A 25,713-nucleotide genomic window follows, 5' to 3' on the forward strand; every position below is an offset into this window, starting at 1 on the left:
ATGATTTTTTCCGATTGGCGCAGACTGACCGAAAATGAAGTCCGTATGGCAAAACAAGTTTTTGCGGACAGCATAAACTTCCACCGCATCAAAATATATCGCGGCATTCCACTTATACCCAACGCCAATACCGCCATTGCGCCCAATGGAAACATATACTTTCCGCGTAAACACTGCCCCGAAGATTTCACTCAAGCCGGCATAGCCTACAAAATTTGGCTGATTCATGAGCTGACACATGTCTGGCAACACCAGCGCGGTCACAAAGTTTGGCTTTCCGGCCTATTCATCATGCTCAAAGGCGGATACAGAAAACGTAAAGCTTATGCCTACCCCATCCCCTTACCCCACATCAACCAATTAAATATCGAACAGCAGGCAGACCTTATTGCCCACTATTTCGCAGCTACTTTTCTACCCAAAAACATTTACACCCCGCAACAGCCTATTTTTCAGACGGCCTTAGCAGATTTTCTTCACAACCCACACGACAAAAATCTATGCCCAAGATACTTGTCGGCAAAAAAACAACACTTCAAAAAGCAGAGTGAACAAATAAGCTATAATGAACAACCCGACACATCATCCAAAAGATCCCAAACCATGCCTTGGAACATACCTATTTTACTTACCTGGATGCGCGTCCTATTAATCCCCGTGTTCACCATCCTATTCTATTTACCGAACACATGGATTCAACCACAAACCGTCAACTGGACAGCCGCCATCATCTTTGCACTTGCCGCTATTACAGACTGGTTTGACGGCTTTTTAGCACGCCGCTGGAAACAAACCTCCGACTTCGGTGCATTCCTCGACCCCGTTGCCGATAAGCTCATGGTTGCCGTTGCCCTGCTCCTGCTCGTCAGCCTTGGCAGAACATACGCCATCTTCGCCATGATTATTATCGGCCGGGAAATTACCATTTCCGCCTTGCGCGAATGGATGGCACAAATGGGCAAACGCGGCAGCGTTGCAGTGGCCACTATCGGCAAATTCAAAACTACTGCCCAAATGATCGCCATCTTCCTTTTGCTTATCGGTACGGACAAATATAACGACCCTTTCTATCTCATTGGTAACATATTGATGTTTATAGCATCTGTATTGACCATCTGGTCAATGTGCTACTACCTGAAAATGGCATGGAAAGAATTCAAATAAAATTTTTAAAAAAAAATAAAAACAAAACACTTGACGCACACGATTAAATCCATAATAATTGCGTCTTCTTCGATATACGAAGCAACAAATATCAGAGCGGGAATAGCTCAGTTGGTAGAGCGCAACCTTGCCAAGGTTGAGGTCGCGAGTTCGAGACTCGTTTCCCGCTCCATTCTGATTACTTGTTGATTGTTCTTTTTCAATATGCGGGAATAGCTCAGTTGGTAGAGCGCAACCTTGCCAAGGTTGAGGTCGCGAGTTCGAGACTCGTTTCCCGCTCCAGTTTAATTTCAGATGCATTCAAATGCGGGAATAGCTCAGTTGGTAGAGCGCAACCTTGCCAAGGTTGAGGTCGCGAGTTCGAGACTCGTTTCCCGCTCCATCAAATCATGCATCCGAATATGCGGGAATAGCTCAGTTGGTAGAGCGCAACCTTGCCAAGGTTGAGGTCGCGAGTTCGAGACTCGTTTCCCGCTCCAGTTTCATACTACAACACTCAAACGTAGTTTTGGCGAGATAGCAAAGTGGTTATGCAGCGGATTGCAAATCCGTCTACGCCGGTTCGATTCCGACTCTCGCCTCCATCCCTTTCATGGCGGGGTGGCAGAGTGTTTATGCTATAAGGGGTGCAACCCTTATACAGGCCGGTTCAAATCCGCGCCCCCGCCTCCAATTTCTCAATTTACTGTCTACGCCCGGGTGGTGAAATAGGTAGACACAACGGACTTAAAATCCGTCGGCCCTAAACCGGCCGTGCCGGTTCGATTCCGGCTCCGGGCACCAACAAATATCTGAATTTATTGCCAAACCTAATATTATAAATTTCTAATTGACAGCTTATTTGTAAGGCTGTCTTTTTTGTTTGTGCCTGATTTGTGTCTAACTTGCGCCATTTGTGTCAAATGTGACCAGCTCGTGCAAAGGTCTCAGGCTATGAAAGCGAGGAAGACCGGTAGCATCTGGTAATCATCGTTTGCTGGACGGCATTATGCGCAAAGCCCACCGCAACCGTCCGCTGATGGAAGCGTAAACCAAACGTAACCGACATCTATCGAAGACCCGTTATGTGGTCGAACAGAGCTTCGGTACGCTACACCGTAAGTCCCGCTACACCCGGGCAGCCTATTTCGGTCTGATTAAAGTGAGTGCACAAAGCCATCTGAAGGCAATGTGTTTAAACCTGTTGAAAGCGGCTAACAGGCTAAGTGCGCCTGTTGTTACCTAAAAGGCGGCCCAGATGCCTGATTATCGGGTATCCGGGGAGAATAAAGAGGAGGGGGTTGAGTAGAACCAGTGGGTACTTGGAACGAAAACAGCCGAAAATCTATGTTTGGATTTCGGCTGCTGGAAGGAAAAGGAGTTTTGCAAAGGTCTCATTTTAAAATTTCCCAAAATGATAAGGCCGTCTGAAAATCCTTTTTCAGACGGCCTTATCATTCAAATCAGAAGGACTTAAACCAATTTCTCCAGCATCCATTTAACGTAACGGCTGACGCCTTGTTTTACATCCAAGAATTCTTCTTTATACCCGGCTTCGCGCAGCTTGGTAATGTCCGCTTGAGTAAAGCTCTGATATTTGCCTTTGAGTGCATCTGGGAATGGAATATAACGGATAAGTTCTTCTTCAACCAGCTCTTTCAAACTCATTTCAGGCTTACCTTCAGCCGCACGACAGGCGTTGACGGTTGCGGCGGCAAGTTCGTTAAATTGTTGGCTACGACCTGTACCGAGATTGAAGATGCCTGAAAGCTCGGGATGATCGAAGAAGTAAAGGTTAACTTTAGCAACATCTTCTACGCTGACAAAGTCGCGTGTTTGCTCGCCATTGCCGTAGCCGTCATTGGCACCAAACAGGTTAACATAACCGTGTTCTCGGTATTGGTGGAAATGATGGAAGGCGACGGACGCCATACGGCCTTTGTGTTGCTCCTGTTGTCCGTAAACATTGAAGTAGCGGAAGCCGACAACTTGGGCTGTCAAACCTTCCTTCATGCGGCGGCGCAATACTTGGTCAAACAAGAATTTAGAGTAGCCGTACACATTGAGCGGTTTTTCAAGTTCGCGCTCTTCTCGGAAGATTTCGCCCTTGCCGTACACAGCGGCGCTGGAGGCATAAAGGAACGGAATACGCTCATCCTGACACCAATCCAAGAGGTCGAGCGTGTACTGATAGTTGTTGTCCATCATATAAAGGCCGTCATGATTCATGGTGTCGGAACATGCGCCTTGATGGAAAACGGCTTCGATATCGTCGTAAGGCAAAAGATGACCGCGCACTTGGCGGATAAATTCGTATTTATCGAGATAATGGGCAATTTCACACTCGGCAAGGTTTTTAAATTTTTCGCCTTTGCTCAAATTGTCGACGGCAACAATGTCGGTAATACCGCGCTGGTTAAGTGCTTTGACGATGTTGCTGCCGATAAATCCGGCCGCGCCTGTTACGATAATGGTCATAATGAATTTCCTTTATTTTGATTTTTCAGACGGCCTTAAAGAAATCATGCCGTCTGAAAATAAAAACTTGTCTGTCTGGATTATTTTCCAACTCTATTTTCAGACGGCCTTTAGATTTTAAGGCCGTCTGAAACAGCAATTATTACTCTTCCAATGCCTTGGTCAATTCGGCAAACGAGCAAACCGCTGTACCAAGTTTCGCCACGACAACACCTGCCGCTGTATTGGCAAGGTGCATGGCTTCGGGCATGGTATAACCAGCGGCCAAACCCAAGCCCACTCCGGCAATAACGGTATCGCCCGCACCGGATACATCATAGACTTCTTGGGCCCGTGTAGGCTGATAAATCGGCTCGCCCTCATTGAACAGGGTCATGCCCTCTTCGCTTCGGGTCAGCAAAATCGCATTCAAATCAAGATGACGGCGCAGATTTTGGGCTTTTTCGGTCAAATCATTTTCGTTTTTCCAGCTTCCCACCACTTCTTTCAATTCTGCGCGATTCGGCGTAATCAGCGTAGCGCCGGCATATTTCTCGTAATCATCGCCTTTCGGGTCGATTAAAACGGGTTTACCGGCCTGTTTCGCCCAATCAATCATATCAGAAATATGCGACAAACCGCCCTTGCCGTAGTCTGAAAAAATAATGGCATCGTATTCAGGCAACACTTCTCGATATTGATGTTTGATTTGTTCCAACACCTCACGATGAGGCAATTCTTCAAAGTCAAGTCGGATAAGCTGCTGGTTGCGGGCAACAACGCGTAATTTGACAGTAGTCGCAATTTGCTTATCGCGCATCAGATAGGAAGAAACGCCGTCTTGCATCATCAATGCGTCCAACGCATCTGCAGCTTCATCATCGCCGGTCACGGACAACAGCCCTACTTTACCGCCCAATGAGGCGATATTGCGCGCAACGTTCGCCGCTCCGCCCGCTCGTTGGTCGATACGGGCGATTTTCGCCACCGGCACTGGGGCTTCAGGAGAAATACGGGACACATCGCCAAACCAATAGCGGTCGAGCATCACATCGCCGACGACAAGGACTTTGGCTTGTGCAAAACGTGATTTTAGGGTTTCTTGTTGGAACTTGGTTACCATACTGGCTCCATTAAAATCTCTGTGTAAGGCTTGTTATCAGTTTATTGATCTAACAGCCTAAAAATATCTTGAGGCTCATATACCTGCATATGGTTTTTCGAGTACGACGCCTGTTCATGATATGACAACAACGCCGCTTTCAGCATGGCTTGCGCCAATTTTTCGACAGCAAGCGGACGTTGGCTTTTCATCAGGCCGATACGGTCGAATCCATGCAAAATCCGTTCGGCTATTTTCTCACCCAATCGATCGCTATTCGGACGAATCAATAAGGGCGGGCGGAAAATAATAAGGCGTGGGAAATTCAAAGCAATGATTGCTTGCTCCAATTCGCCCTTCATCCGTTGATAAAACAGGCTCGAAGCAGAATTTGCACCGGAAGCGGAAATCAAAACCAAAGCATTGACGCCGTTCTGCCTAGCTGCTTTGACAAATTCAAAATTCGCTTCATAATCGATAGCCCATTGCGCTTCTTTACTGCCAGCCGCTTTCAAGGTAGTTCCCAAGCAGGCAAACAATACATCGCCCTGCACTTTTTCACGCCAATCATCAGGCTTAGAAAAATCAATCTGATGGCTATTTAGCTTTTGGTGAGTAAAATCAGGATGTCTGCGACCAAAACAGTCGATGGACTCAACCTCTGAACTGGCTGCAAGCAGAGGCAACAAGGCTTTTCCTGTTGCACCTGTCGCACCAATCACAATCGCCTTCATACTTCAGACGGCCTTAAACGTTTGCCACCCGATTGACTTCACGCAATACGGCTACCGGATCGGCGGCTTTGGTTACCGGACGGCCCATTACCAAATAGGTTGAACCGGCAGCCAATGCTTCGGCCGGTGTCATAATACGGCGTTGGTCGTCATTATTGCCGGCAACGTCCAAGCGGATGCCCGGTGTGACCAAGACAAAATCCTGCCCCAATTCACGGCGCAGCGGCGCGGCTTCTTGGGCGGAACATACCACGCCGTCCAAGCCTGAACTTTGCGCCAGTTTCGCCAAGCGGATGACTTGTTCTTCAGGGGCGATGTTCAAACCGATTTCGGCCAAGTCGCTTTGTTCCATGCTGGTCAACACGGTTACCCCGATCAAAAGCGGCTTGATGTGATATCCGGCAACGGCTTCTACTGCGGCTTCCATCATGCGGCGGCCACCGGAGGCGTGCATATCGACCATCCAAACGCCCATATCGGCGGCAACTTTACAAGCCTGAGCGACTGTGTGGGGAATATCGTGGTATTTCAAATCGAGGAAAAGTTTGAAACCTTGATTGATTAAACTTTCTGCCAAATTTCGGCCGGTTGCGGTAAACAGCTCTTTACCGATTTTGATTTGACACAATGTCGGGTCAAGATTGCGGACAAATCCGAGCGTATCTTTTTCGTTGGCAAAATCGAGGGCGACGATAACGGGAGTACGTTGTTGCTGAGTTTGGAAGTCGGAGATCAAGGGATTCATAAGATACCTACGGATAAACGGTTATAGCTTCGATTTTAACAGCTTTTGTACACAAAAGGCCGTCTGAAAATATTTTTTCAGACGGCCTCATCACAACACACCTTAATTATTCTTATATAAATCTAAAATTTTTACAGAAAATTCATCATCACTGAAAAAAAAGGCTGGTGGAACTTCCAATACTTCAGCAATTTTCTGCAAAGTATTCAAATCAGGCTGATGATTTCCTTTCTCGTAGCGATTAATACGCGTACTTGCCACAAACTCATCTAACCCTATCGCCAGTCCCAGTTTCTCCTGCGTCAAATTTTTTGCTTTTCTCGCTTCCTTAAATCGCTTTATAAAAACTTCTTGTAAATTCATAACTTCTATCCTAAAAATCAAAGTTACGAATTTCGTATATTTCTCTTGATTATTTACTACGCATAACGTAGTATTTAATGATTTTATACTTTACCTATTGTGAGAAAACCATGACACCGGACCAAGAATCAAAATGCCATAAAATTATTCATTCTCATGCAATTGCTGCTGCCGCAGGCAACGCCATACCCGTACCAGGACTTGGTATCGCTACAGATATGGTTACAATGACTACTATGTGCACAAGCCTTTGTGCTGTTTTTGGTGGTAATATGACCGAAGCGGCTGCCAAGGCAATGGCTATAGCTGCAATTAAAAATACCATGTTAAAACAACCCATAAAAACAATAGCAAAAGAATTGTCAAAATTAATTCCAGGCTTAGGCAGCGTTGTTGCACCAACTATTTCTGTTGCATTACTTGAAGCAGCAGGATGGACTCTTGCAAAAGAACTGGAACAAAAATTCAGTTGATCCACATACAATAATATGAAAAGGCCGTCTGAAAGTATTTTTCAGACGGCCTCATGATTTTACTTTGGCAAAACTTATTTGCCCAAACCTTTCAATACTTCGGCTTTCACGGCTTCTACTGCTTGGGTGCCGTCAACTTTGATGTATTTCGGCGCGTGTTCGCCTTCCAGTTTGCTGTAGAAATCAACCAAAACTTCGGTTTGCTCGTGGTAAACGGCAAGGCGTTTTTTCACGGTTTCTTCTTTGTCGTCGTCGCGTTGAATCAAATCTTCGCCGGTTACGTCGTCTTTGCCTTCGACTTTAGGCGGATTGTAAGTAACGTGGTAAGTACGGCCGGAAGCCAAATGCACGCGGCGACCGCTCATGCGGTCGACAATCACGCTGTCAGGCACATCGATTTCAACCACGGCATCCAAATCCACACCGGCTTCAACCATGGCTTCGGCTTGTGCCAATGTGCGTGGGAAACCGTCAAACAGGAAACCGTTTTTGCAGTCGTCTTGGGCAATGCGCTCTTTAACCATGCCGATGATGATGTCGTCGCGTACCAAACCGCCTTCATCAATGATTTTTTTTGCTTCCAAACCCAGCGGAGTGCCTGCTTTGATGGCGGCACGGAGCATGTCGCCGGTAGAAATTTGAGGAATGCCGAATGCAGCAGTGATGAATTGAGCCTGTGTGCCTTTGCCGGCGCCTGGTGCGCCCAACAATAATACTTTCATGATGAGTCCTTTTGGTTGACGGATTTAATGTTCAGATAATTTTACACGGCTTGTGTTTATCGTTCAAAACTTCAGACGGCCTCTTTCGGGCCAAAATGCTTCCATGCATCGTCGTGCATTTCGATAAACCATGAGTCTTCCGGGAATCGCTCTATCGCGTCTTTCAAAGTGGAAAGCAAGTTTTGCGATAAGGCTTTCGCCAAATATTCTTCCTCATTGGCTTCGGCCGCTTTGTCAGGCTGCTGCGCCAAACCGATTGCACGGGTTTGATGACCATGAGCCAAATAGTTGAGCGCAATGATTTTTTGTGCCCAAAGCTGCGGAATATCCGGATTATCTTGCAGCAATACCGACAAAATCGATACGGCAACGGTCAAGCGTCCGCCGTTCATACGCAAGTCCAACGACTGGTTGGGCGGCAAAGTGCTGAGCATTTCTGCCATGCGGAACCAAAACTCGCCGCTGGCCTGCTCCGGCGCTTCTATTTTCAGCATGTCATAGTTGAATTCTTGATCGTCGTCTTTGACCAGCAAAGCGACATCGGCAAGCAGTTTTTGTTCGTCACGGCTCAAATGGCGTAAATCATTCATGTTTTTTCCTTTCAGACGGCCTCGAACACAGCCCTTACCCTGTCCAAATCTTCCTGCGTATCCACGCCGGCGGCTGGCGCTTCTCGAGCAATTTCAACGGCAATCGGATAGCCGTGCCACAGGACGCGCAATTGTTCCAGCGATTCGATGGTTTCCAAAGGAGAAACTTCCATTTCGGAATAGCGTTGCAGGAAGCCTGCGCGGTAGGCATAAATGCCGATATGGCGTAAAACGGCTGTTTCGGAAGGCAATTCGCGTTTTTCGGCGCGCATGGCGTCGCGCGGATAAGGAATCGGCGCGCGGCTGAAATAGATGGCGTTGCGGTTTTTATCGAGGACGGCTTTGACGACGTTGGGATTCATAAACTCGTCAAAATCGTGCAATTCGTGGGCGGCCGTCGCCATTTGCACATTGTTTTCAACCAAAACTTCGGCCGTACGGTTGATGAGTTCGGGATCGATTAAAGGTTCGTCGCCTTGTACGTTCACGACAATCAGATGCTGCGGTAGTTTCAGCGTATTGGCCGCTTCGGCAAGGCGCGTTGTACCGCTTTCGTGTTGATTGGAAGTCATGACCACTTCGACACCGTGCGCCTGACAGGCCGTCTGAATATCCGGATGGTCGGTGGCAACGACAACACGCGCAGCCTCGCTTTTTGCTGCTTGTTCGGCAACACGTACAACCATCGGTTTACCGTGAATATCGGCCAAAGCCTTACCCGGCAGACGTGAAGAATCCAACCGCGCCGGAATCAATACGACAAATTCGGTCATGCTTTCAGTTCCTCTTCGCTCAACGCTCGTGCTTCGTTTTCCAGCATATAAGGGATACCGTCTTTAATCGGATAAGCCAGCTTCGCCTGACGGCTCCACAATTCCTGTTTGTCTTGATGGTATTCGAGTTTGCCTTTGGTAACAGGACAAACAAGGATGTCTAAGAATTTTTTTTCCATGGGGTTACTTTCGGGTTTGATAAATTGGAGGTCGTCTGAAATATTTTTCAGACGACTATAATTTATTTTTTATGCTGTTCCAAACCTATTTGACTTAATTACAGCTTGCATCAGTTTTTTTTCCGCCGCACATGATACCTTGCATCTCTTTCGCAAATTTGGGCATATGACGCTGTGCAGCTTTCTCTGTTAATGCCAATCCAAAAGTCATTAGTTCGTTCATCGTTTGATTGAGCATAAGAGGAGTCTTAACAATAACAGCCTTCCCGACAGGTGAACTATTAAAGGCAATCATGCCGTTAACTTCTTCTTGAGTGTATGTTAATTTGGCATTCTTTAATAAATTATTGCGGATAGTCTGTTTCACTTCGGGCGTGATCAAATCTCTCAAAACATTTTCGCGATAACGATCAATAGCTTTTGCCATTTGCTCTTTTTTCGCTTCTGGTACTTTGGCAAGGGCTTTATCTGCATACGGTTTAAATCCAACATTGAAACCGTCAATCATATTTTTTTCTAATTCCTGGTCAAAAATCTGCGTATCCAACCAACGCTCCAGCGACTCATCGCTAGGTGTAGCGGCAAACGCATTGGCACACAATACCAGCGCGGCGAAGGGCAATAATAAGGTTTTCAGCTTCATCTTTTTCTACCTTTCAACAAAAATAAATATTTTCAGATAGTCGGAAAATTATTTGGCACACTTCGGCAAATGCTTGTTGCCTTTGCATAAAATACCATGTGTTTGCTCCTCAAAAGCAGGCGTATATTTATCGCTTGCATTGAGGTAGTTTTGACTCATGGTTTTGTGGATAATCTCATCACTCAGCTTATCGAAATGCTTGACTTTTTCGAGCGCAGACTTACCGGCACCATGTCCAAATGCTTCAGTCATCTTTTCTATATCCGATTGGCTCAGCATATCCTCAAGATTTCCACCATGCTGTTGTGAATTTCTTATCTTTTTCAAAATATTTTTTCCCTGAGACGAAGAGAAAAAACGGTTGGTTACATCGACTTCTTCTTGTGTAAATACTTTCTGTACGGCACGCTTTTCTTCATCCAACCATTGTTTTTTCAACTCAGGGCGACTCAAATCGTCTTGCATATTTTTCATATAACGGCTGATGACCGCCTTCATCTGCGCTTTTTGCGCTTTGGGCGTCATCGCTAACAAGCGCTCATTGTCCTCTTTATTCACCATCTCCAAAGAACGTTGTACCTTCTCGCTATAATTATTGCTTATGTCTTGAATCTCCAACCATTTCATTGCAGATTCATCACTTGGTTTAGCAGCCAGGCTTTGAGTGGATACAAATAAAGCTGCGCAAGCGACCAACAAATATTTTAACTTCATGATTTACTCCTATCGCGTAGTTTGAAGATCATCTTTAAAACATCTGTGAAACATCTATAAGCATTTAGATTGAAACATTCGCGGATACAAACGCCGCCAAGTCCGGCTCAATTATCGCACAAACAGGCAACACCCACACATGATTCAGGCCGTGGCCGTCTGAAAATTTGACTGCATCCTTTTCCGTGATAATTACCACATCTGCATTCGGCAAATCCGCTGTCGTAATATCGGCGTGATCAGGCAAGGCAACGGTTTGGTTCAAGGTAATGCCCATGTTCCGCAGCGAATCGAAAAAACGCTCCGGCTTGGCGATACCGGCGACGGCGGCGACAGTTTGATTTTCCAAGCCTTCCAAATCCAATTTTTCAGACGGCCTGTTCAAACGGTAAATCCGCCCTGTTTCAATATGGCTGGCAAACATATTTTCAGACGGCCTAAACGCCGTATCTGCTTTTCCGCCGCTGACGACAACCGCATCAACGGAAGCCAACCGAGACAAAGGTTCGCGCAAGCTGCCGTTGGGCAGTAAATCCAAATTGGTACGCCCTGTATCTGCCGCAGGAAATACGGCAATTTCCATATCGCGTTGCAAGGCATAATGTTGCAAACCGTCGTCGGCCACAATCAATTTAAGCTCCGGATGCGCCGCAAGCAATGCCCTGCCTGCTTCTGTACGGTTGCTGCCTACCGCCGTCGGCGCACCGGTTTGACGAAATAATAATAAAGGCTCGTCGCCTGCATCTGCCGCATTGCTGGCTGTATTCAATACATGAACCGCCTTGCTCTTGCGCCCGTAACCCCGGCTGATGATGCCGACCTTAATGCCCTTTTCCTGCAAACCCGACACCAGCGCGGCGACTATCGGCGTTTTCCCTGTCCCGCCTGCATGGATATTACCGACCACCACCACTGGCACAGGCAATTTTTCGCTTTTCAGACGGCCTGAAACAAAATCATCGCGCCGTTTCGCCGCAATTTGGGCAAACAGTTTAGACAATGGTTTGAGCAGCAAAGACAAAAACGGATTGGGGGATTGCCAATGACGTTCGATAATTTGGTGGAGTTTGGGCATACGCACGGCTTTTGAAGCGAAAATCAAACGATAATATAACACAAGCCTGCCAAGGCAAGGCCGTCTGAACATGTGGCTTTGATAATATTAAAACAAAGGGTACAAGTTTCATAAAAACGAATACAACGAATCGCTCTAAAACCCTTATAATTCAACTTTCCCCAATTTTTCCTGTTTCGCAATGTCCGAACTTTTCGCGCCCTCCTCCATTTCCGTATCCGAACTCAATGCCCTTGCCAAAGCTTTGCTGGAAGACCATCTCGCAGGCTTGTGGATTGCTGGTGAAGTATCCAACCTGACCCGTGCCGCCAGCGGACATTATTACTTCTCGCTCAAAGACAGCCGCGCTCAGGTGCGTTGCGCGATGTTTAAGGGTGCGACCATGCGCTTGGCGAAGCCTTTGAAAGAAGGCGACCATATCGAGGTATCAGGAAAAATCAGTATTTATGAAGCGCGGGGTGAATTTCAGATTACGGTGAACGAGGTGCGGCTCAAAGGCTTGGGGCAGCTTTACGAAGCCTATGAACGATTGAAGGCGCAGTTGCAGGCGGAAGGCGCGTTTTCAGCGGAACGCAAGAAACCTCTGCCCGCCCGTCCGCAATGTATCGGCATCGTCACCAGCCTGGCGGCGGCAGCTTTGCGCGATGTCGTGACCACCTTAAACCGCCGCGCACCCGAAATCCCCGTTATCGTTTATCCGACGCCCGTACAAGGCACAGGCAGCGAGTTGCAAATTGCTCAAGCGATTAAAACCGCTTCGCAACGCGCCGAATGTGACGTGCTGATTGTCTGTCGCGGCGGCGGCAGCATTGAAGACTTGTGGGCGTTTAATGAAGAACCGGTTGTGCGCGCCATCGAAGCCTGCGCGATTCCGGTCGTCAGCGGCGTAGGTCACGAAACCGATTTCACGCTTGCCGATTTCGTCGCCGACGTACGCGCGCCCACGCCGACCGGCGCAGCAGAATTAGTCAGCCCCAACCGCCAAGAATCGCTACATCGTCTCGCCCAAGCGCAAGACCGTCTGAAAACCGTTTTGGAACAACGCTATTTCGATGCCAGCCAAAAACTCGACTGGCTCGCACGGCAAATCCGTCATCCGCGCCAAAAACTTGACGAGCAGCGCGCTTCAATCAGCAAGCTGGCGCAAATGCTGTCTTACTCGATGACGCAAAACCTCCGCGCCCACACCGCCCGTTTTGAACGCCAAACCCAAACTCTGAAACATTGCCGTCCTGATGTTTCCGTTTACAAAAACAATATTGACCGTTTTCAGACGGCCCTGTCGCATTCCTTCCGCCAGCTGCTTACCCACCGCCGTCAAAGCCTGACCGCCCAAGCCGCATTGCTCGAAGCCGTATCGCCGCAGCATATTCTGGAGCGCGGCTTTTCGGTCGTCAAAAACACACGCGGACAAGTCATCCGCAATGCCGATACGTTGAAACAAGGGCAGAAACTGCACATCACTTTTGCCGACGGTGAAACCGACGTACGCGTGACCAAAGAGCAGGCGCAGGGCGAGTTGTTTGACTGATGGAATAAAGGCAGTCTGAAACTTTATGCGATTGAAGTGAAACTATGTCTGCCTTTTAAAAATCCTTAACCTGCCAATGCGGTATAATGCCTCATCTGCACACGCAGCATATACGGAAACATTATGGACAACTCACAAAATACAGAAAATCCGATTCCACCACGCAACTCCATCCGCAAAAACAGCATTTACCTGCTGCCCAATTCCTTTACCATCGCCGCACTGTTTTGCGCCTTCTTCGCCATTACCCAGTCTATGCACGGACGTTATGAAACAGCGGCGATTGCAGTTTTCCTTTCCATGCTGCTCGACGGTATGGACGGACGCGTAGCGCGGCTGACCAACAGCCAAAGCGCGTTCGGCGAACAGCTCGACAGCCTCGCCGATATGGTCAGTTTCGGCGTCGCGCCTGCCCTGATTGCCTACAAATGGCAACTTTGGCAGTTTGGCAAAATCGGTTATTCCGTCGCCTTTATCTACTGCGCCTGCGCCGCCCTGCGTTTGGCGCTGTTCAACACGCTTATCGGCAAAGTTGATAAACGTTGGTTTATCGGCGTGCCCAGCCCGACCGCCGCTGCGTTGATTGTCGGCCTGATTTGGGTCAACCACAGCGTCGAACGCTTCCCCAACGTGCATTGGTGGGCATTGGGTATCACCCTGTTTGCCGGCATTTCCATGATTGTGCAGATTCCGTTTTGGAGCTTCAAAGAAATCAACATCCGCCGCCAAGTGCCGTTTATGGGCATGGTGTTGGCCGTATTGATTCTGCTTTTGATCAATTGGGAACCTTCGCTCGTCCTCTTCCTGTTTTTCCTCGGTTACAGCCTGTCCGGTTATGTGATGGCAGTCATCCGTTGGTTTAAAAAACGCCATAAATCACACAAACACGACAAGGCCGTCTGAAATGTGGTATTGGGACATCATCTTTGCCCTGCTCGCCGTCGGCAGTGCGGCGGGCTTTATTGCCGGACTGTTCGGCGTAGGTGGCGGCACGCTGATTGTCCCCGTTGTCTTATGGGAGTTGCAACTGCAAGGCATAGGCAGCCACCCCTATGCCCAGCATCTTGCCATCGGCACTTCCTTTGCCGTAATGGTGTTTACCACCTTCTCCAGTATGTACGCCCAACATAAAAAGCACGCCATTGATTGGGCGACCGTCCGCCGAATGACGCCGGGCATGATACTCGGCGTACTCCTCGGCGCGGTAACGGCAAAATATATGCCGACGCTGGCTTTGCAGGTTTTCTTTATTGCATTTCTTGCCTTTATCGCACTCAAAACCCTACGCGATTCCAGACCCACACCTTCACGCACCCTGCCTGCCCTCCCCGGCCTGACAGCCATCGGCACGCTTTTTGGGGCGGCTTCGAGTTGGGTCGGTATCGGCGGCGGTTCGCTATCCGTTCCATTTTTACTGTATTGCAACTTTCCGGCACACCGCGCCATCGGCACATCTTCAGGTCTGGCATGGCCGATTGCGATTGCCGGCACCATCGGCTATTTTGCCAACGGTTTACATGTTGCCAACCTGCCTGAAGGCGCGGCAGGCTTTATCTATCTTCCTGCCGTGGCCATATTGAGCGTTGCCACCATCCTCTTTGCTCCGCTCGGCGTAAAAACGGCGCACAAGCTGCCCGCACGAAAACTCAAAATCGCCTTCGGTATTATGTTGCTGCTGATTGCAGCCAAGATGACTTGGAATTTGATACATTAAATCTTTCTTGTGAAAAGGCCGTCTGAAAATCTTTCAGACGGCCTTTTTGATTGCAAAACAACAAACTAAATAAAACCTTTTTACCTTACCCGATTTGCCCCATCGCAAATACAGCCAAGCGCCATATCGCCCATCCTGCCACCAACAGTCCGGCACACAAACGAACCATGCGTTTTTGCAGAAAGGTTTTCAACTGCGCTGCAAATATGCCCATCGCGAGCAGGTTCGGCAACGTACCCAATGCAAACGCCAGCATATACAGCCCGCCGTGCAAGGCATTGCCGCTGCCCAAAGCATACAAAGACGCGCTGTACACCAAACCGCAAGGCAGCCAGCCCCAAAGCACGCCCACGCCGAAACAGGCAGGCACCGATTTAATCGGCAGCAATTTGTTTAACAAAGGATTCAGGCGTTTCCATATCGGTTTGCCGATGCCTTCGATTTTGGTTGCGGCAGTCGAAATACCGGCAAGATACAGACCGAGCAAAAGCAGCAAAACATTGGCGGCAATATACAAACCGTTTTGAACCGCGCGCGTATCGTCCAAGGAAATGCCGACCTGACCGACCAAACCGACCAACAGACCGATGACGACATAGCTGCTGATGCGCCCCAAGTTCAACAATACAATCAGCCCAATTCGGTTTAAATGTGGCGGCAGCTGCAAAGCAAATGCGCTGCTCAATCCGCCGCACATACCGACGCAATGCGTTCCGCCAAAAAAGCCGAGCAGAAAAAGAGTAAGAAATGTGATTTCTTGATTCATGGTTTTTAATGATTCAAACGAATGGATGAGGCCGTCTGAAACTTTTCAGACGGCCCTAAGAATGCAGGATAAGCTTTTCCGCCCACCCTCTTCACGCTTTAGAAAAGCAATTAACTGCGTGCGCGTACGTCAAATGCCTGACGCAAACCTTCGCCGATCATGACCAGCAAAAGCAGCATCACCGTCAGCGTAGCAACAGCAGACAAGCCAATCCACCACGCGTCCAAATTATCTTTGCCTTGCGCCAGCAACTCGCCCAAGCTTGCCTGTGAGGCAGGTACGCCCAAGCCCAAGAAGTCCAAACTGGTCAGGGCAAGTACGGCACCGGAAATACGGAAAGGCAGGAAAGCCAATACCGGCGTCAAGCTGTTGGGCAGGATATGGCGCCACATGATTTCACGGTTGCCCACACCCATCGCGCGCGCTGCTAAAACGTAATCGGTCTGACGGTTTTTCAAAAACTCGGCGCGAACATAGTCGGACAAGCCCATCCAGCCGAAAAGCGACAGCAACACCAGCAAAATCAGCAGTCCCGGATTAAAGAACGAAGACAGGATAATCAAGAGGTACAGCTCCGGCATACCTCCCCAAACCTCGATAAAACGCTGCATCAGAAGGTCAGTTTTGCCGCCGAAATAACCCTGCACCGCGCCTGCAACCACGCCGATTACGGTAGTCACCACAGTCAACACCAAGGCAAACAGCAGTGAATCGCGGAAACCGTAAACCAAGCGCGCCAACAGGTCGCGGCCGCGGTCGTCCGTTCCCAAGATATGCCGTTCGGACGGTTTGGCCGGATCGGGTGCCGTATCAAAATCGTTTAAGGTATCGGCATCGTAAGGATTGGGCAGGTAAAGGGCAAAATTGCCGTCTGAAGTGATGTTATGGCGGATAAGCGGATCCAAATAATCCGCAGGCGTATCGAAATCGCCGCCAAATGCGGTTTCGTTGTATTCGTTTACCAAGGGGAAGAAATACTCGCCCTGATAGCGTATCCACAAAGGTTTGTCGTTGCTCCACAAAGGCGCAAGCAAAGTGACGACAAACAAAACGGCCAAAATCCGCAAAGCCAACCAACCGCGCTTATGCTGCTTAAAGGCTTGCCAAGTAGGGTTTGAAGTAGATTTTTTCTTTTTCATGGTTCGAAACATTCTTTAATAATGGGTTGAAGATATTTTCAGACGGCCTTATTTCTGTCCGCCAAAGTGAATACGCGGATCGACCCATGAATAAGAAATATCCGACACCAATTTAGCCAACAACCCCATCAGCGTGAACACATACAGCGTACCCATTACGACAGGATAATCGCGTTTCATCACGGCCTCGTAAGACAACAAACCCAAACCATCCAGCGAGAACAGTGTTTCAATCAACAGGCTGCCGGTAAAGAATGCGCCGATAAATGCGGCCGGAAAACCGGTAATCAGAGGAATCATGGCGTTACGGAAAATATGTTTCCACAAAATCTGTTTCTCAGGCAAGCCCTTGGCTCGAGCGGTATAAACATATTGACGGCGGATTTCTTCAAGGAACACGTTTTTCGTCAATACGGTCATCACCGCCAAGTTGCCTGCCACCGAAGCGGTAATCGGCAAGGCCATATGCCATAAATAATCTTTGACTTTACCTGCCCAAGAGAGCGTATCGAAATCATCGCCCACCAAGCCGCCCTGCGGGAACCAGGCAAAAAAGCTGCCGCCGCCAAACAACACCAGCAACACCAAACCCAAGACAAACGGCGGTACGGTATAGCCGACTAAAATGATCATACCCGTAATCGTATCGAATCGGCTGCCATCCCTGACCGCCTTGGCAATACCCAACGGAATACATATCAAATAAGTTAGGAAGAATGTCCACAAACCTAAACTCATCGATACCGGCATTTTCTCTTTTACCAGCTCAAATACGGTTTGGTGGTGGAAAAAGCTCTCGCCCAAATCGAAACGGGCAAATTTCCATACCATATCCACAAAACGCGTCACAGGCGGCTTGTCGAAACCGTACAAAGCATTCAGCGCGGCCAAATCTTCCGCACTGATACGGTTGCCGTTTTTGGCCAGAGTTCCGGGAATACTGCGCCCCGCCGTCTCACCGCCAACCGCACCCTGAGTCAGCTGCTGAACCATCTGCTCCACCGGGCCGCCGGGAACAAACTGAATCACGGCGAAGGTAATCGCCAAAATCCCCAACAACGTGGGAATCAAAAGGAGCAAACGTTGAAAGATATAACGCCACATGGTTAAGTGTTCCTCTATTTTTTGATTTGAAGGCCGTCTGAAACCGCTGACTTCAGACGGCATATAGTAACGGATTAATAAGCGTTTGGCCGATGATTTACTTCTCCAAGGCCTCCTGCAGTTTCTTCTCAATCAAATCCGCGTCAAACGATTTGGCAATCAGCTCAAAGCGCGAGTCACGGCGCCATGAAACTTGGTTTGCGCCCCATTGACCGTCCACCCAGTTCAGCCATACCCATGTACCGAGCACTTGGAACACGCCTTTGGCACGAACGAGGCCGTCTGTAAATTTAGGCAGGTCGTTGAAGAAATCGGTCAGCTTTTCGCCGTCGAAATCACGTCCGGCAGGGAAAGTGAAACCTTGGGACTGGAAGCCCATGGTGTTGTCTGGCAGGGCTTTGAGACGGTAGCGCGATTTTTCGACAACGGGAATATCAAGCCACTGGATGTCGAGTTGCGCATTTTGGACTTCAACCACTTTGGCTTTGGGCGGGAACAGCTTGGCCGCTTTATCATGAAATTCGGCCAGTTGCTCCGGCGTGCACAAGTCGGTTTTGCTGGCAACCAATACGTCGCAAATGCCGATTTGGTCTTTATACAAGGCTTGTTGAGCGTAATCGGGATTGATGAATTGACGCGGATCGACAACGGTAAAGACTGCACCGATTTCCAACATACTGTCGAGCGGTTTGGCTTTCAGTTCGTCGATAACGCTGGCGGCGTGCGCCAGGCCGCTGGCTTCAATCATCAAGCGGTCGGGTTGGGCATCGCGCAGCATCTTTTGTACGGTCGTACCCATTTGCGCGCCGGCAGTACAGCACAAACAGCCGCCGGCGATTTCAGCTACTGGAATGCCGTTGTCACTCAAAACGGCGCCGTCAATGCCGATTTCGCCAAATTCGTTGACGATGATGACCCATTTTTCATTCGGATCTTTTTGCGCCATCAGACTTTTAAGGGCGGTGGTTTTGCCTGTTCCGAGGAAGCCTGAAATCAGGTGGACTTTAGTCTTTTTTACTTCTGACATTTTTTACAAATTCCTGTTAAAACAACATGTTCTTCTTTTAATGAGAAACCAGTTTCGGCCACGCCTGCACGCAATGCCGCCCATTCTTGGCTCAAGGTCTGCTCATCCGCCGTACCGCATTCGGTGCAAACCAAAATAAACGCGCTGTGGTGCGCCTCTGTTTCTTCGTGGTCATGGCAATGGTCGTTGCACTCGTGCTGCGCGTGGCTGCACAGAATATAGCCGTTGACCGCCGCCACTTTGTGCAAAACGCCCTGCTCCGCCCAAAAATCAAGGGCGCGGTAGGCCGTCGGCGGCGCAACCACGCCCTCGCTTTGCTGCTGCATCTGCGACAGAACGTTGTAGGCTTTAATCACGCCGCTTTGTTTCAAAACAATATCAAGCACTTGCTCGCGCAATGCGGTTACCTGCACGCCATCGCGCTGCGCTTGTTCTAAGATTTTTTGTTTGATTGCGTTCATAACTGAAACAGCCTTTCAGACGGCCTTGTTAATAAAAAATTACATTATAACGTGTTTGTTCAATTTCAGATAACAAAGAGGCCGTCTGAAACGTTCAGACGGCCTGATGCCTATCACTTAAACCAAGATTTAATTTTTCCAAACAAAGACATGCTTTGTTTTTCAAACGTTTCTTCCTTTACCGGAGCAGGCTCATCGCGGTAAACTTTCATGCCTGCAAAGGTCTGGGCAACCGGCATGATTTCGATGGAATTGACGTTCATCCGCGCCGGACGCTGATAGAGCCATAAAGCGGTATCGGCAATATCTTGCGGCTGGATAAACTCGACATTCTCATAAACCTCGGCCGCACGCTGATCGTCGCCTTTGAAACGGACGTTGGAAAACTCGGTGTCGCCACATAAGCCCGGTTCGATATTGGTAATGCGGATGTTTTTATCTGCCAATTCGGCGCGCAGGTTCATACTGAATTGGCGCACAAAAGCCTTGGTCGCGCCATAGACATTACTGCCGGAATAAGCATAACTGCCGGCAATCGAACCCAAATTGATGATATAGCCCTGTTTGCGCGCTACCATTTGCGGCAAAATCTGGCGGGTCAAAAAAGTCAGACCGATGATATTGGTTTGAATCATGGTTTCCCAATCGCCAAAATCGGCTTTATCTGCAGAATCCAAACCTAAAGCCAAACCGGCATTGTTGATAAGGCAATCAATTTCAGCTAAATGCTCGGGCAGACTGTTCAAAGCGTTTTGAATCGACTCCGTACGAGAAACATCCATTTCCAAAGGGTAAAACTGCTCGCCCAATTCTTCTGCCAACTGCTGCAATTTGTCTTCACGCCTTGCCGCGCCGATGACATGATAGCCTGCCGCAACAAAAGTACGGCACATCGCCGCGCCGAATCCTGCCGATGCACCGGTAATCAAAATTGCCATATCGTTTCCTTTCTGTACTCGTTTCAGACTTGGGTTTAAGGTATGATAACGCCTCATCAGACGGCCTGAGTGGTTGGCCGGCTGATTTTAAATTTAACGATAATCATATCATTACAATAGGACACACTCCATATGAAAACCCGTTTTCTCCCTGTTGCTTTGGCAACAGTGGTGCTTACGCTTTCCGCCTGCGGCGGCAGCGGCGCGCCTTCCCAGCCTAAAGGCCCAATTTCCGAAGACCGTACGGCCGCGTTCAAATCCATGATGCCCGAGTTTACCCGCATGGGCAAAATGGTCAAAGACGAAGAGCCTTACGACGTAGAAAAATTCAAACAAGCCGCCGCAACCTTCGCCGAAAACAGCAAAAAACCGTTCACCCTGTTTGAATCCGATCCTCAAGGCAACGGCCGTGCCCTACCTGCCATCTGGACAGACACAGCAACATTCAAAGCCGAAGAAGAAAAATTCGTTGCTGCGGTTGAAAAACTCAACGCTGCTGCCCAAACCGGCAAATTGGAAGAAATCAAAGCCGCTTACGGCGAAACCGGTGCAACCTGCAAATCCTGCCACGACACATTCCGCGGTCCGGAATAAGGCTTAAAACAATAAAGGCCGTCTGAAATATCATTTTCAGACGGCCTTTTCTTCAACTGACTTCAAATCTTTCTATATTAACTTTATATTTTGCATTTCATGTTTTTTACCGGTTTCATTTGAAACCGACGGCTCAATTCACATAGCGCAATCAAATTTTCTTCTTCCGGCTGTTTAAATTCAATTAAATCTCCCCTTTTCTCGACCAACCCAAATTCAAATTCAGACCTGCTTTATCTTTTCAGCCAGATGAATCATATGCGGGTGGATTATCTTCTAAAACAAAATTTTACTTTATTTTTTAATAAATAAAAACCATTATTAAAATATTTGTAAAGTTTAATAATATGTTATAAAGTAGCGGCTTCGTTTCTGAGGTAACTATCATGAATCCGAATTTCAAATTAAATCTACTAACATTATCTTTACTGGCTATAACAAGTATCGCACACGCAGAAGAAGAGTTTTCAACTCAAGAGCTTGATGAAATTCAAGTCAAAGGCAAACACATTGCCAAAGAGAAAAAAGTTTTTACCGAAGGCCAAGCCAAAAGTTCGCGTGAACGCGTTTATCAATCCAGCGAAAACATTGATACCATCGTTCGGAGCATGCCCGGCGTTTTTACCCAACAAGACAAGGGATCGGGGGTATTGGCGGTCAATATCCGTGGCGATAGCGGTTTGGGACGTGTCAATACGATGGTTGACGGCGTAACCCAAACCTTCTATTCCACTTCTGCCGATGCCGGACGCAGCGGCAGCTCCTCGCAATTCGGTACGGCACTGGATCCCAATTTTATTGCCGGCGTCGATGTAACCAAAGGCAGTTTCTCGGGTGCCAACGGCATCAATACCTTATCTGGTACAGCTAATTTCCGTACTTTACGGGTAGACGATGTGGTACACGGAAACAATACCTTCGGCCTCTTGACCAAAGGATTGACCGGCACAAACAGCACCAAAAGCAACTTTATGGCAACCGGAGCGGTACAAAAATGGTTTGACAGCGGTGCGCGCGTTGGCGCGTTATATGGTTACAGCCACCGTAATGTCGAGCAAAACTATAAAGTAGGCGGCGGCGGTCAGCGTATCGGCAATTTTGGCGAAGAATATTTGGACCGTAAAAAACAAGAATATTTTGAACGCAACTTATTAAAATTCGACCAAGGGCAAAATCGTTGGGTTCGCGACTTTTCCAAGCGCAATGCGGTCGGTAAAAGCTATTGGGACTACCCTTTCTCCAAAAAATATAACGATCCTGAAGTTTTACAAAGAGATTATGTCGATGACTTGGAAAGAGGCTGGAAAGAGAATTTAGCACCGCAATGGGATCTGACTCCAATCGACCCGACCAGCCTGCAACAACGCTCAAACAGCCATTTGGTCAAAGTGGAATACGAAAACGACAACAACAAGCTGGACCTTCAGCTTCGTACCATGAATAACCGTATCGGCAGCCGCAAAGTAGAAAACCGCAACTACCAAGCCAATTACAACTTAAACATTGGCGATTATGTCGATTTAAACGTGTTGGCTGCCCATAATTTGGGAAAACAAAAATATCCGAAAAACTCACGTTTTTCAGGATGGGGACTGCTTGATTATTTAGAAACCAAAAATACAGCCAATCTTTTGGATATCAACAACAGCTTTTCTTTCAAACTTCCTCAAAAAACAGATTTAAAAGCTACTGTCGGTTTCAATTTCTTTAAAAACCAATACAGTAAAAACCGCTTTCCGGAAGAGCTTAGCCTGTTTTACGACGGCCCGGATCAAGATGCCGGCCTGTACAGCTTTTTAGGCCGCTTCAAAGGCGACAAAGGAATATTTCCTCAAAAATCAACCATATTGCAACCTTCAGGCCAGCAAAAATTCAATACGTTCTATTTTGATACTTCCTTGAAAAAAGGCATTTATCAATTGAATTACAGCGCCAATATGGTCAACTACCGCTACAAGGGCGAATATACCGACTACTTCAATACCCAAGAAGACTTTAAAAAAGCATTTGGAGAAGATTCTGAAATTTATAAACAGCATTGCACGCCAAGCTGCGACCTTTACGAACCGGTCTATACCAAATCCGGTAAAAAGCATGCGGTAAACCATTCTGTAGCATTAAATATCAATGTCAACGACTACTTTATGCCGTTTATCAGCTATTCGCGTACGCATAGAATGCCGAATATTCAAGAAATGTATTTTTCACAAATCGGCGACTCGGGCGTCAATACCGCCCTCAAACCGGAACAGGCCAATACTTATCAAATAGGCTTCAATACCTTCAAAAAAGGGATTTTCAAGCCGGACGATGTATTGGGTTTCAAACTGGTCGCCTATCGCAGCAGGATCAACAACTATATCCACAATGTTTATGGCAAATGGTGGGATTTGGATAAAGCACCCAGCTGGGTAACCAGTACCGGCCTGCAATACTCTATCCAGCATCGAAACTACGCCAAACCTGTCCATAAAAATGGTTTGGAAGTGGAAATGAACTATGATTTCGGCCGCTTTTTTACAACCCTGTCTTACGCATATCAAAAAACCAACCAGCCGACCAATTATAGCGATGCCAGCGAATCGCCCCGCAACTCTTCTAAAGAAGACCAAATCAAACAAGGTTACGGCTTAAGCAAAATTTCCCGCCTGCCCCGAGATTACGGTCGGTTTGAATTAGGGTCCCGATGGTTGGGCAATAAATTGACCATCGGCGGCATTATGCGCTATTACGGCAAAAGTACACGGGCAACGACTGAGGAGGAATTTGTTGACGGTACAACCGGCGCCAATACCTACTCTTCACACCAAATGGGCAGAAGGGTGATCAAAAAAACAGAAAGCATCAACAGACAGCCGCTGATTTTTGATTTCTATGCCAATTATGAACCGAAGAAAAACCTTATCCTTCGTTTCGACATTCAAAATGCGTTCAATAAACGCTATATCGATCCTTTGGATGCTGCAAACGATGCCGCGACCCAGCGCTATTTCAGTGTATTTGAAAGAAAAGGCGGTTTAGATGATGAGGAAGTCGAATGCGATGCCAATGGTTTATGTAATGGCAAATATGGCGGCACGACACGCTCCGTCTTGAACAACTACGCACGAGGCAGGACTTTGCTGTTTACCATCAGTTATAAGTTCTAAACCTATCCATCAGCATTCTTAATATTGCACTGATTAAAAAGCCGGCAAACGCAATGTTTGCCGGCTTTTTTCAATATATTCTCAAAATTTTCTTCATCTATACACAACAAAAAACCTGCCCTTGCGGGCAGGTCTTCAATAATGACGGATTACAGGCCGCTCAGACGGGCAGTATCGTGTGCAATCATCAATTCTTCGTTGGTAGGAATCACAACGGCAACAGCTTTGCTGTCGGCAGTGGTAATCACACCAGCATTGCCGAAGCGGGCTTTCAGGTTGGCTTCTTGGTCAATGTGCAGACCGAGGAAGCCCAAGTATCCCAATACGCGTTCGCGGATGATGTCGGAGTTTTCGCCGATACCGCCGGTGAAGACCAATGCGTCCAAACCGCCTGCCGCTACTGTCATGCTGCCGATGTATTTAGCCAAGCGGTAGATGAACATTTCCAGAGCCAGTTTGGCGCCCGGATGACCTTTGGCAGCTTCTTCTTCGATGGTACGGCAGTCGTTGGACAAACCGGAGATACCGAGCAGGCCGGATTTTTTGTTCAGCATTTCGGTAATTTGGGAAATGGTCATGTTGGCGTTTTCAGCCAAGAAACTGAAAACGGCAGGGTCGATATCGCCGCTGCGGGTACCCATTACCAAACCTTCCAGCGGAGTCAGGCCCATGCTGGTGTCTTGAGATTGGCCGTTGGCAACGGCGGTAATGGATGCGCCGTTTCCCAGGTGGGCAATAACCATGCGCAAATCTTTTTTGTCTTTACCGAGGAAACGGGCGGTTTCATCAGAAACGTAGCGGTAGCTGGTACCGTGCGCGCCGTAGCGACGCAAGCCGTATTTTTCATACAATTCATGTGGAACAGCGTAGGTGTAGGCATGTTCCGGCATGGTTTGGTGGAAGGCGGTGTCGAATACGACAACGTTCGGCAGGCCTTTGAAAATGGTTTGTGCAGCGCGCAGACCCAAGAGGTGCGCAGGGTTGTGCAGCGGAGCGAGCGGAATACATTTTTCGATGCCGGCGATAACTTCGTCATCAACGAGGATGGATTCGCTGTACAACTCGCCGCCGCTGACGACACGGTGGCCGATGGCGCCGATACGGCTGTCGAGATCATGCGCTTTCAGTTCTTCCATCAGGGCTTCAACGGCACCGGTATGGTCAGGTTTGGCAGAAAGATCGACTTTGCGTTTTTCACCGTTGAATTTAAAGGTGATATAGGCATCAGGCAGATTGAGTTTTTCTGCCAAGCAGCTCAACAATACTTCGCCGCTGTCGTTATCCAATACGGCACCTTTGAGGGAAGAGCTGCCGCAGTTCAAAACCAAGATTAATTTTTGTGTCATTTTATGCTCCTTGAGGTTTCAGACGGCATTTTTTGTCGGGGCCTGACTGCTGCTCCGGCTATGTTGCACCCCTTGTGGGACGTAGTGGGTAGCGGTCTGAACAGATTAACAAAGTAAACGTCGTATTCTAACAAAAAATGTAATCGGCTGCTTGACTTAATATTTGATGTAAAATGGACGGAATTTTATTTTAGGCCGTCTGAAAAAATGACGGTGGTTTTGAAGATTTCC

General features: G+C 48.0%; 26 protein-coding genes, 7 tRNA genes and 1 pseudogene. 15 read left to right on the top strand and 19 right to left on the bottom strand.

Annotated elements, in window-relative coordinates:
• The first annotated feature begins 603 nt into the window (after nucleotides 1–603).
• The 9 genes and pseudogenes from pgsA to DBY97_RS01550 form a co-directional block, all read left to right on the top strand.
• The gene (gene pgsA, locus DBY97_RS01515) at nucleotides 604–1,164 is read left to right on the top strand and encodes a CDP-diacylglycerol--glycerol-3-phosphate 3-phosphatidyltransferase (protein ID WP_003679552.1); all 561 of its coding nucleotides are present in this window, start codon (nucleotides 604–606) and stop codon (nucleotides 1,162–1,164) included.
• 96 nt (nucleotides 1,165–1,260) lie between these two features.
• Nucleotides 1,261–1,336: transfer RNA gene (locus DBY97_RS01520), tRNA-Gly, on the top strand.
• Nucleotides 1,337–1,370: 34 nt separating this feature from the next.
• Nucleotides 1,371–1,446 (top strand) — tRNA-Gly (locus DBY97_RS01525).
• Between the two features lie 24 nt (nucleotides 1,447–1,470).
• Nucleotides 1,471–1,546: transfer RNA gene (locus DBY97_RS01530), tRNA-Gly, on the top strand.
• 21 nt (nucleotides 1,547–1,567) lie between these two features.
• Nucleotides 1,568–1,643: transfer RNA gene (locus tag DBY97_RS01535), tRNA-Gly, on the top strand.
• Between the two features lie 31 nt (nucleotides 1,644–1,674).
• Nucleotides 1,675–1,748 (top strand) — tRNA-Cys (locus DBY97_RS01540).
• 10 nt (nucleotides 1,749–1,758) lie between these two features.
• Nucleotides 1,759–1,836 (top strand) — tRNA-Cys (locus DBY97_RS11360).
• A gap of 21 nt (nucleotides 1,837–1,857) precedes the next feature.
• Nucleotides 1,858–1,947 (top strand) — tRNA-Leu (locus DBY97_RS01545).
• A gap of 184 nt (nucleotides 1,948–2,131) precedes the next feature.
• Nucleotides 2,132–2,389: pseudogene (locus DBY97_RS01550) on the top strand (transposase); the annotation flags it as partial.
• 227 nt (nucleotides 2,390–2,616) lie between these two features.
• On the opposite strand, the gene rfaD reads toward DBY97_RS01550, so the two are convergent.
• The 5 genes from rfaD to DBY97_RS01575 form a co-directional block, all read right to left on the bottom strand.
• The gene (gene rfaD, locus DBY97_RS01555; RefSeq protein WP_107857200.1) at nucleotides 2,617–3,621 is read right to left on the bottom strand and encodes an ADP-glyceromanno-heptose 6-epimerase; all 1,005 of its coding nucleotides are present in this window, start codon (nucleotides 3,619–3,621) and stop codon (nucleotides 2,617–2,619) included.
• Nucleotides 3,622–3,763: 142 nt separating this feature from the next.
• On the bottom strand, nucleotides 3,764–4,723 hold the full coding sequence (rfaE1, locus tag DBY97_RS01560; RefSeq protein ID WP_107857201.1) for a D-glycero-beta-D-manno-heptose-7-phosphate kinase: 960 nt from the start codon (nucleotides 4,721–4,723) through the stop codon (nucleotides 3,764–3,766).
• Between the two features lie 41 nt (nucleotides 4,724–4,764).
• Nucleotides 4,765–5,436, bottom strand: a complete 672-nt coding sequence (locus DBY97_RS01565) for an NAD(P)H-binding protein (protein ID WP_107857202.1) — start codon at nucleotides 5,434–5,436, stop codon at nucleotides 4,765–4,767.
• Between the two features lie 13 nt (nucleotides 5,437–5,449).
• Nucleotides 5,450–6,181 carry an orotidine-5'-phosphate decarboxylase gene (gene pyrF / locus DBY97_RS01570; protein WP_107857203.1) on the bottom strand — a complete coding sequence of 244 codons (732 nt, stop codon included), beginning with the start codon at nucleotides 6,179–6,181 and terminating at the stop codon, nucleotides 5,450–5,452.
• A gap of 102 nt (nucleotides 6,182–6,283) precedes the next feature.
• A complete protein-coding gene (locus DBY97_RS01575; protein ID WP_101755413.1) occupies nucleotides 6,284–6,544 on the bottom strand; it encodes a helix-turn-helix domain-containing protein in 261 nt (86 codons plus the stop codon).
• A 77-nt stretch (nucleotides 6,545–6,621) separates the two neighbouring features.
• Between DBY97_RS01575 and DBY97_RS01580 the strand changes: the two genes are divergently transcribed.
• Entirely contained in the window at nucleotides 6,622–7,017 is a 396-nt protein-coding gene (locus tag DBY97_RS01580) for a hypothetical protein (RefSeq protein ID WP_083311791.1), read from the top strand.
• Between the two features lie 74 nt (nucleotides 7,018–7,091).
• On the opposite strand, the gene adk is transcribed toward DBY97_RS01580, so the two are convergent.
• From adk to lpxK, 7 genes are all read right to left on the bottom strand, one after another.
• On the bottom strand, nucleotides 7,092–7,739 hold the full coding sequence (gene adk, locus DBY97_RS01585; protein ID WP_003746105.1) for an adenylate kinase: 648 nt from the start codon (nucleotides 7,737–7,739) through the stop codon (nucleotides 7,092–7,094).
• 71 nt (nucleotides 7,740–7,810) lie between these two features.
• The gene (locus DBY97_RS01590; RefSeq protein ID WP_107857204.1) at nucleotides 7,811–8,329 is read right to left on the bottom strand and encodes a 3-deoxy-manno-octulosonate cytidylyltransferase; all 519 of its coding nucleotides are present in this window, start codon (nucleotides 8,327–8,329) and stop codon (nucleotides 7,811–7,813) included.
• Between the two features lie 11 nt (nucleotides 8,330–8,340).
• The gene (kdsB, locus tag DBY97_RS01595; RefSeq protein WP_070764946.1) at nucleotides 8,341–9,102 is read right to left on the bottom strand and encodes a 3-deoxy-manno-octulosonate cytidylyltransferase; all 762 of its coding nucleotides are present in this window, start codon (nucleotides 9,100–9,102) and stop codon (nucleotides 8,341–8,343) included.
• Nucleotides 9,099–9,281 (bottom strand): Trm112 family protein, encoded by a 183-nt coding sequence (locus DBY97_RS01600; protein ID WP_003746098.1) that lies wholly within the window; start codon nucleotides 9,279–9,281, stop codon nucleotides 9,099–9,101. The genes kdsB and DBY97_RS01600 overlap by 4 nt, the downstream gene beginning before the upstream one ends.
• Nucleotides 9,282–9,375: 94 nt before the next feature.
• Nucleotides 9,376–9,924, bottom strand: a complete 549-nt coding sequence (locus DBY97_RS01605; RefSeq protein ID WP_107857205.1) for a DUF2059 domain-containing protein — start codon at nucleotides 9,922–9,924, stop codon at nucleotides 9,376–9,378.
• Between the two features lie 48 nt (nucleotides 9,925–9,972).
• Complete coding sequence (locus DBY97_RS01610) at nucleotides 9,973–10,638, bottom strand: hypothetical protein (protein ID WP_107857206.1); 666 nt, start codon at nucleotides 10,636–10,638, stop codon at nucleotides 9,973–9,975.
• 64 nt (nucleotides 10,639–10,702) lie between these two features.
• Complete coding sequence (gene lpxK / locus DBY97_RS01615; RefSeq protein WP_107857240.1) at nucleotides 10,703–11,713, bottom strand: tetraacyldisaccharide 4'-kinase; 1,011 nt, start codon at nucleotides 11,711–11,713, stop codon at nucleotides 10,703–10,705.
• Between the two features lie 181 nt (nucleotides 11,714–11,894).
• Between lpxK and xseA the strand changes: the two genes are divergently transcribed.
• The 3 genes from xseA (at nucleotide 11,895) to DBY97_RS01630 (ending at nucleotide 14,958) form a co-directional block, all read left to right on the top strand.
• Nucleotides 11,895–13,244: an exodeoxyribonuclease VII large subunit gene (gene xseA / locus DBY97_RS01620; RefSeq protein WP_107857207.1), complete on the top strand. Its 1,350-nt coding sequence runs from the start codon at nucleotides 11,895–11,897 to the stop codon at nucleotides 13,242–13,244.
• Between the two features lie 123 nt (nucleotides 13,245–13,367).
• Nucleotides 13,368–14,147, top strand: coding sequence for a CDP-diacylglycerol--serine O-phosphatidyltransferase (gene pssA, locus DBY97_RS01625; RefSeq protein ID WP_003746086.1), 780 nt, complete (start codon nucleotides 13,368–13,370; stop codon nucleotides 14,145–14,147).
• Between the two features lies 1 nt (nucleotide 14,148).
• The gene (locus tag DBY97_RS01630; protein WP_107857208.1) at nucleotides 14,149–14,958 is read left to right on the top strand and encodes a sulfite exporter TauE/SafE family protein; all 810 of its coding nucleotides are present in this window, start codon (nucleotides 14,149–14,151) and stop codon (nucleotides 14,956–14,958) included.
• 85 nt (nucleotides 14,959–15,043) lie between these two features.
• Here DBY97_RS01630 and DBY97_RS01635 read toward each other — a convergent pair whose 3' ends face one another.
• The 6 genes from DBY97_RS01635 to DBY97_RS01660 all read right to left on the bottom strand — a co-directional run bounded on the left by DBY97_RS01635 (nucleotide 15,044) and on the right by DBY97_RS01660 (nucleotide 20,393).
• Nucleotides 15,044–15,724 (bottom strand): sulfite exporter TauE/SafE family protein, encoded by a 681-nt coding sequence (locus DBY97_RS01635; protein ID WP_003680951.1) that lies wholly within the window; start codon nucleotides 15,722–15,724, stop codon nucleotides 15,044–15,046.
• A gap of 110 nt (nucleotides 15,725–15,834) precedes the next feature.
• Nucleotides 15,835–16,875, bottom strand: coding sequence for an ABC transporter permease (locus DBY97_RS01640; RefSeq protein ID WP_049333261.1), 1,041 nt, complete (start codon nucleotides 16,873–16,875; stop codon nucleotides 15,835–15,837).
• A 36-nt stretch (nucleotides 16,876–16,911) separates the two neighbouring features.
• Nucleotides 16,912–17,967 (bottom strand): ABC transporter permease subunit, encoded by a 1,056-nt coding sequence (locus DBY97_RS01645; RefSeq protein WP_107857209.1) that lies wholly within the window; start codon nucleotides 17,965–17,967, stop codon nucleotides 16,912–16,914.
• Nucleotides 17,968–18,064: 97 nt separating this feature from the next.
• Nucleotides 18,065–18,994: a CobW family GTP-binding protein gene (locus tag DBY97_RS01650; protein ID WP_003682934.1), complete on the bottom strand. Its 930-nt coding sequence runs from the start codon at nucleotides 18,992–18,994 to the stop codon at nucleotides 18,065–18,067.
• Nucleotides 18,982–19,455, bottom strand: coding sequence for a Fur family transcriptional regulator (locus DBY97_RS01655; protein ID WP_003746077.1), 474 nt, complete (start codon nucleotides 19,453–19,455; stop codon nucleotides 18,982–18,984). The genes DBY97_RS01650 and DBY97_RS01655 overlap by 13 nt, the downstream gene beginning before the upstream one ends.
• A gap of 113 nt (nucleotides 19,456–19,568) precedes the next feature.
• Entirely contained in the window at nucleotides 19,569–20,393 is an 825-nt protein-coding gene (locus DBY97_RS01660) for an SDR family oxidoreductase (protein ID WP_107857210.1), read from the bottom strand.
• 132 nt (nucleotides 20,394–20,525) lie between these two features.
• On the opposite strand from DBY97_RS01660, the gene DBY97_RS01665 reads away from it, so the two are divergent.
• Entirely contained in the window at nucleotides 20,526–20,987 is a 462-nt protein-coding gene (locus DBY97_RS01665; RefSeq protein ID WP_070633434.1) for a c-type cytochrome, read from the top strand.
• A gap of 386 nt (nucleotides 20,988–21,373) precedes the next feature.
• A complete protein-coding gene (locus DBY97_RS01670; protein ID WP_107857211.1) occupies nucleotides 21,374–24,136 on the top strand; it encodes a TonB-dependent receptor domain-containing protein in 2,763 nt (920 codons plus the stop codon).
• Nucleotides 24,137–24,285: 149 nt separating this feature from the next.
• On the opposite strand, the gene DBY97_RS01675 is transcribed toward DBY97_RS01670, so the two are convergent.
• A complete protein-coding gene (locus DBY97_RS01675; RefSeq protein WP_101755402.1) occupies nucleotides 24,286–25,482 on the bottom strand; it encodes an acetate kinase in 1,197 nt (398 codons plus the stop codon).
• Nucleotides 25,483–25,713 lie beyond the last annotated feature (231 nt).

The sequence above is a fragment of the Neisseria subflava genome (genome assembly GCF_003044645.1).
In the GTDB taxonomy this organism is placed as follows: Bacteria; Pseudomonadota; Gammaproteobacteria; order Burkholderiales; family Neisseriaceae; genus Neisseria; species Neisseria subflava_B.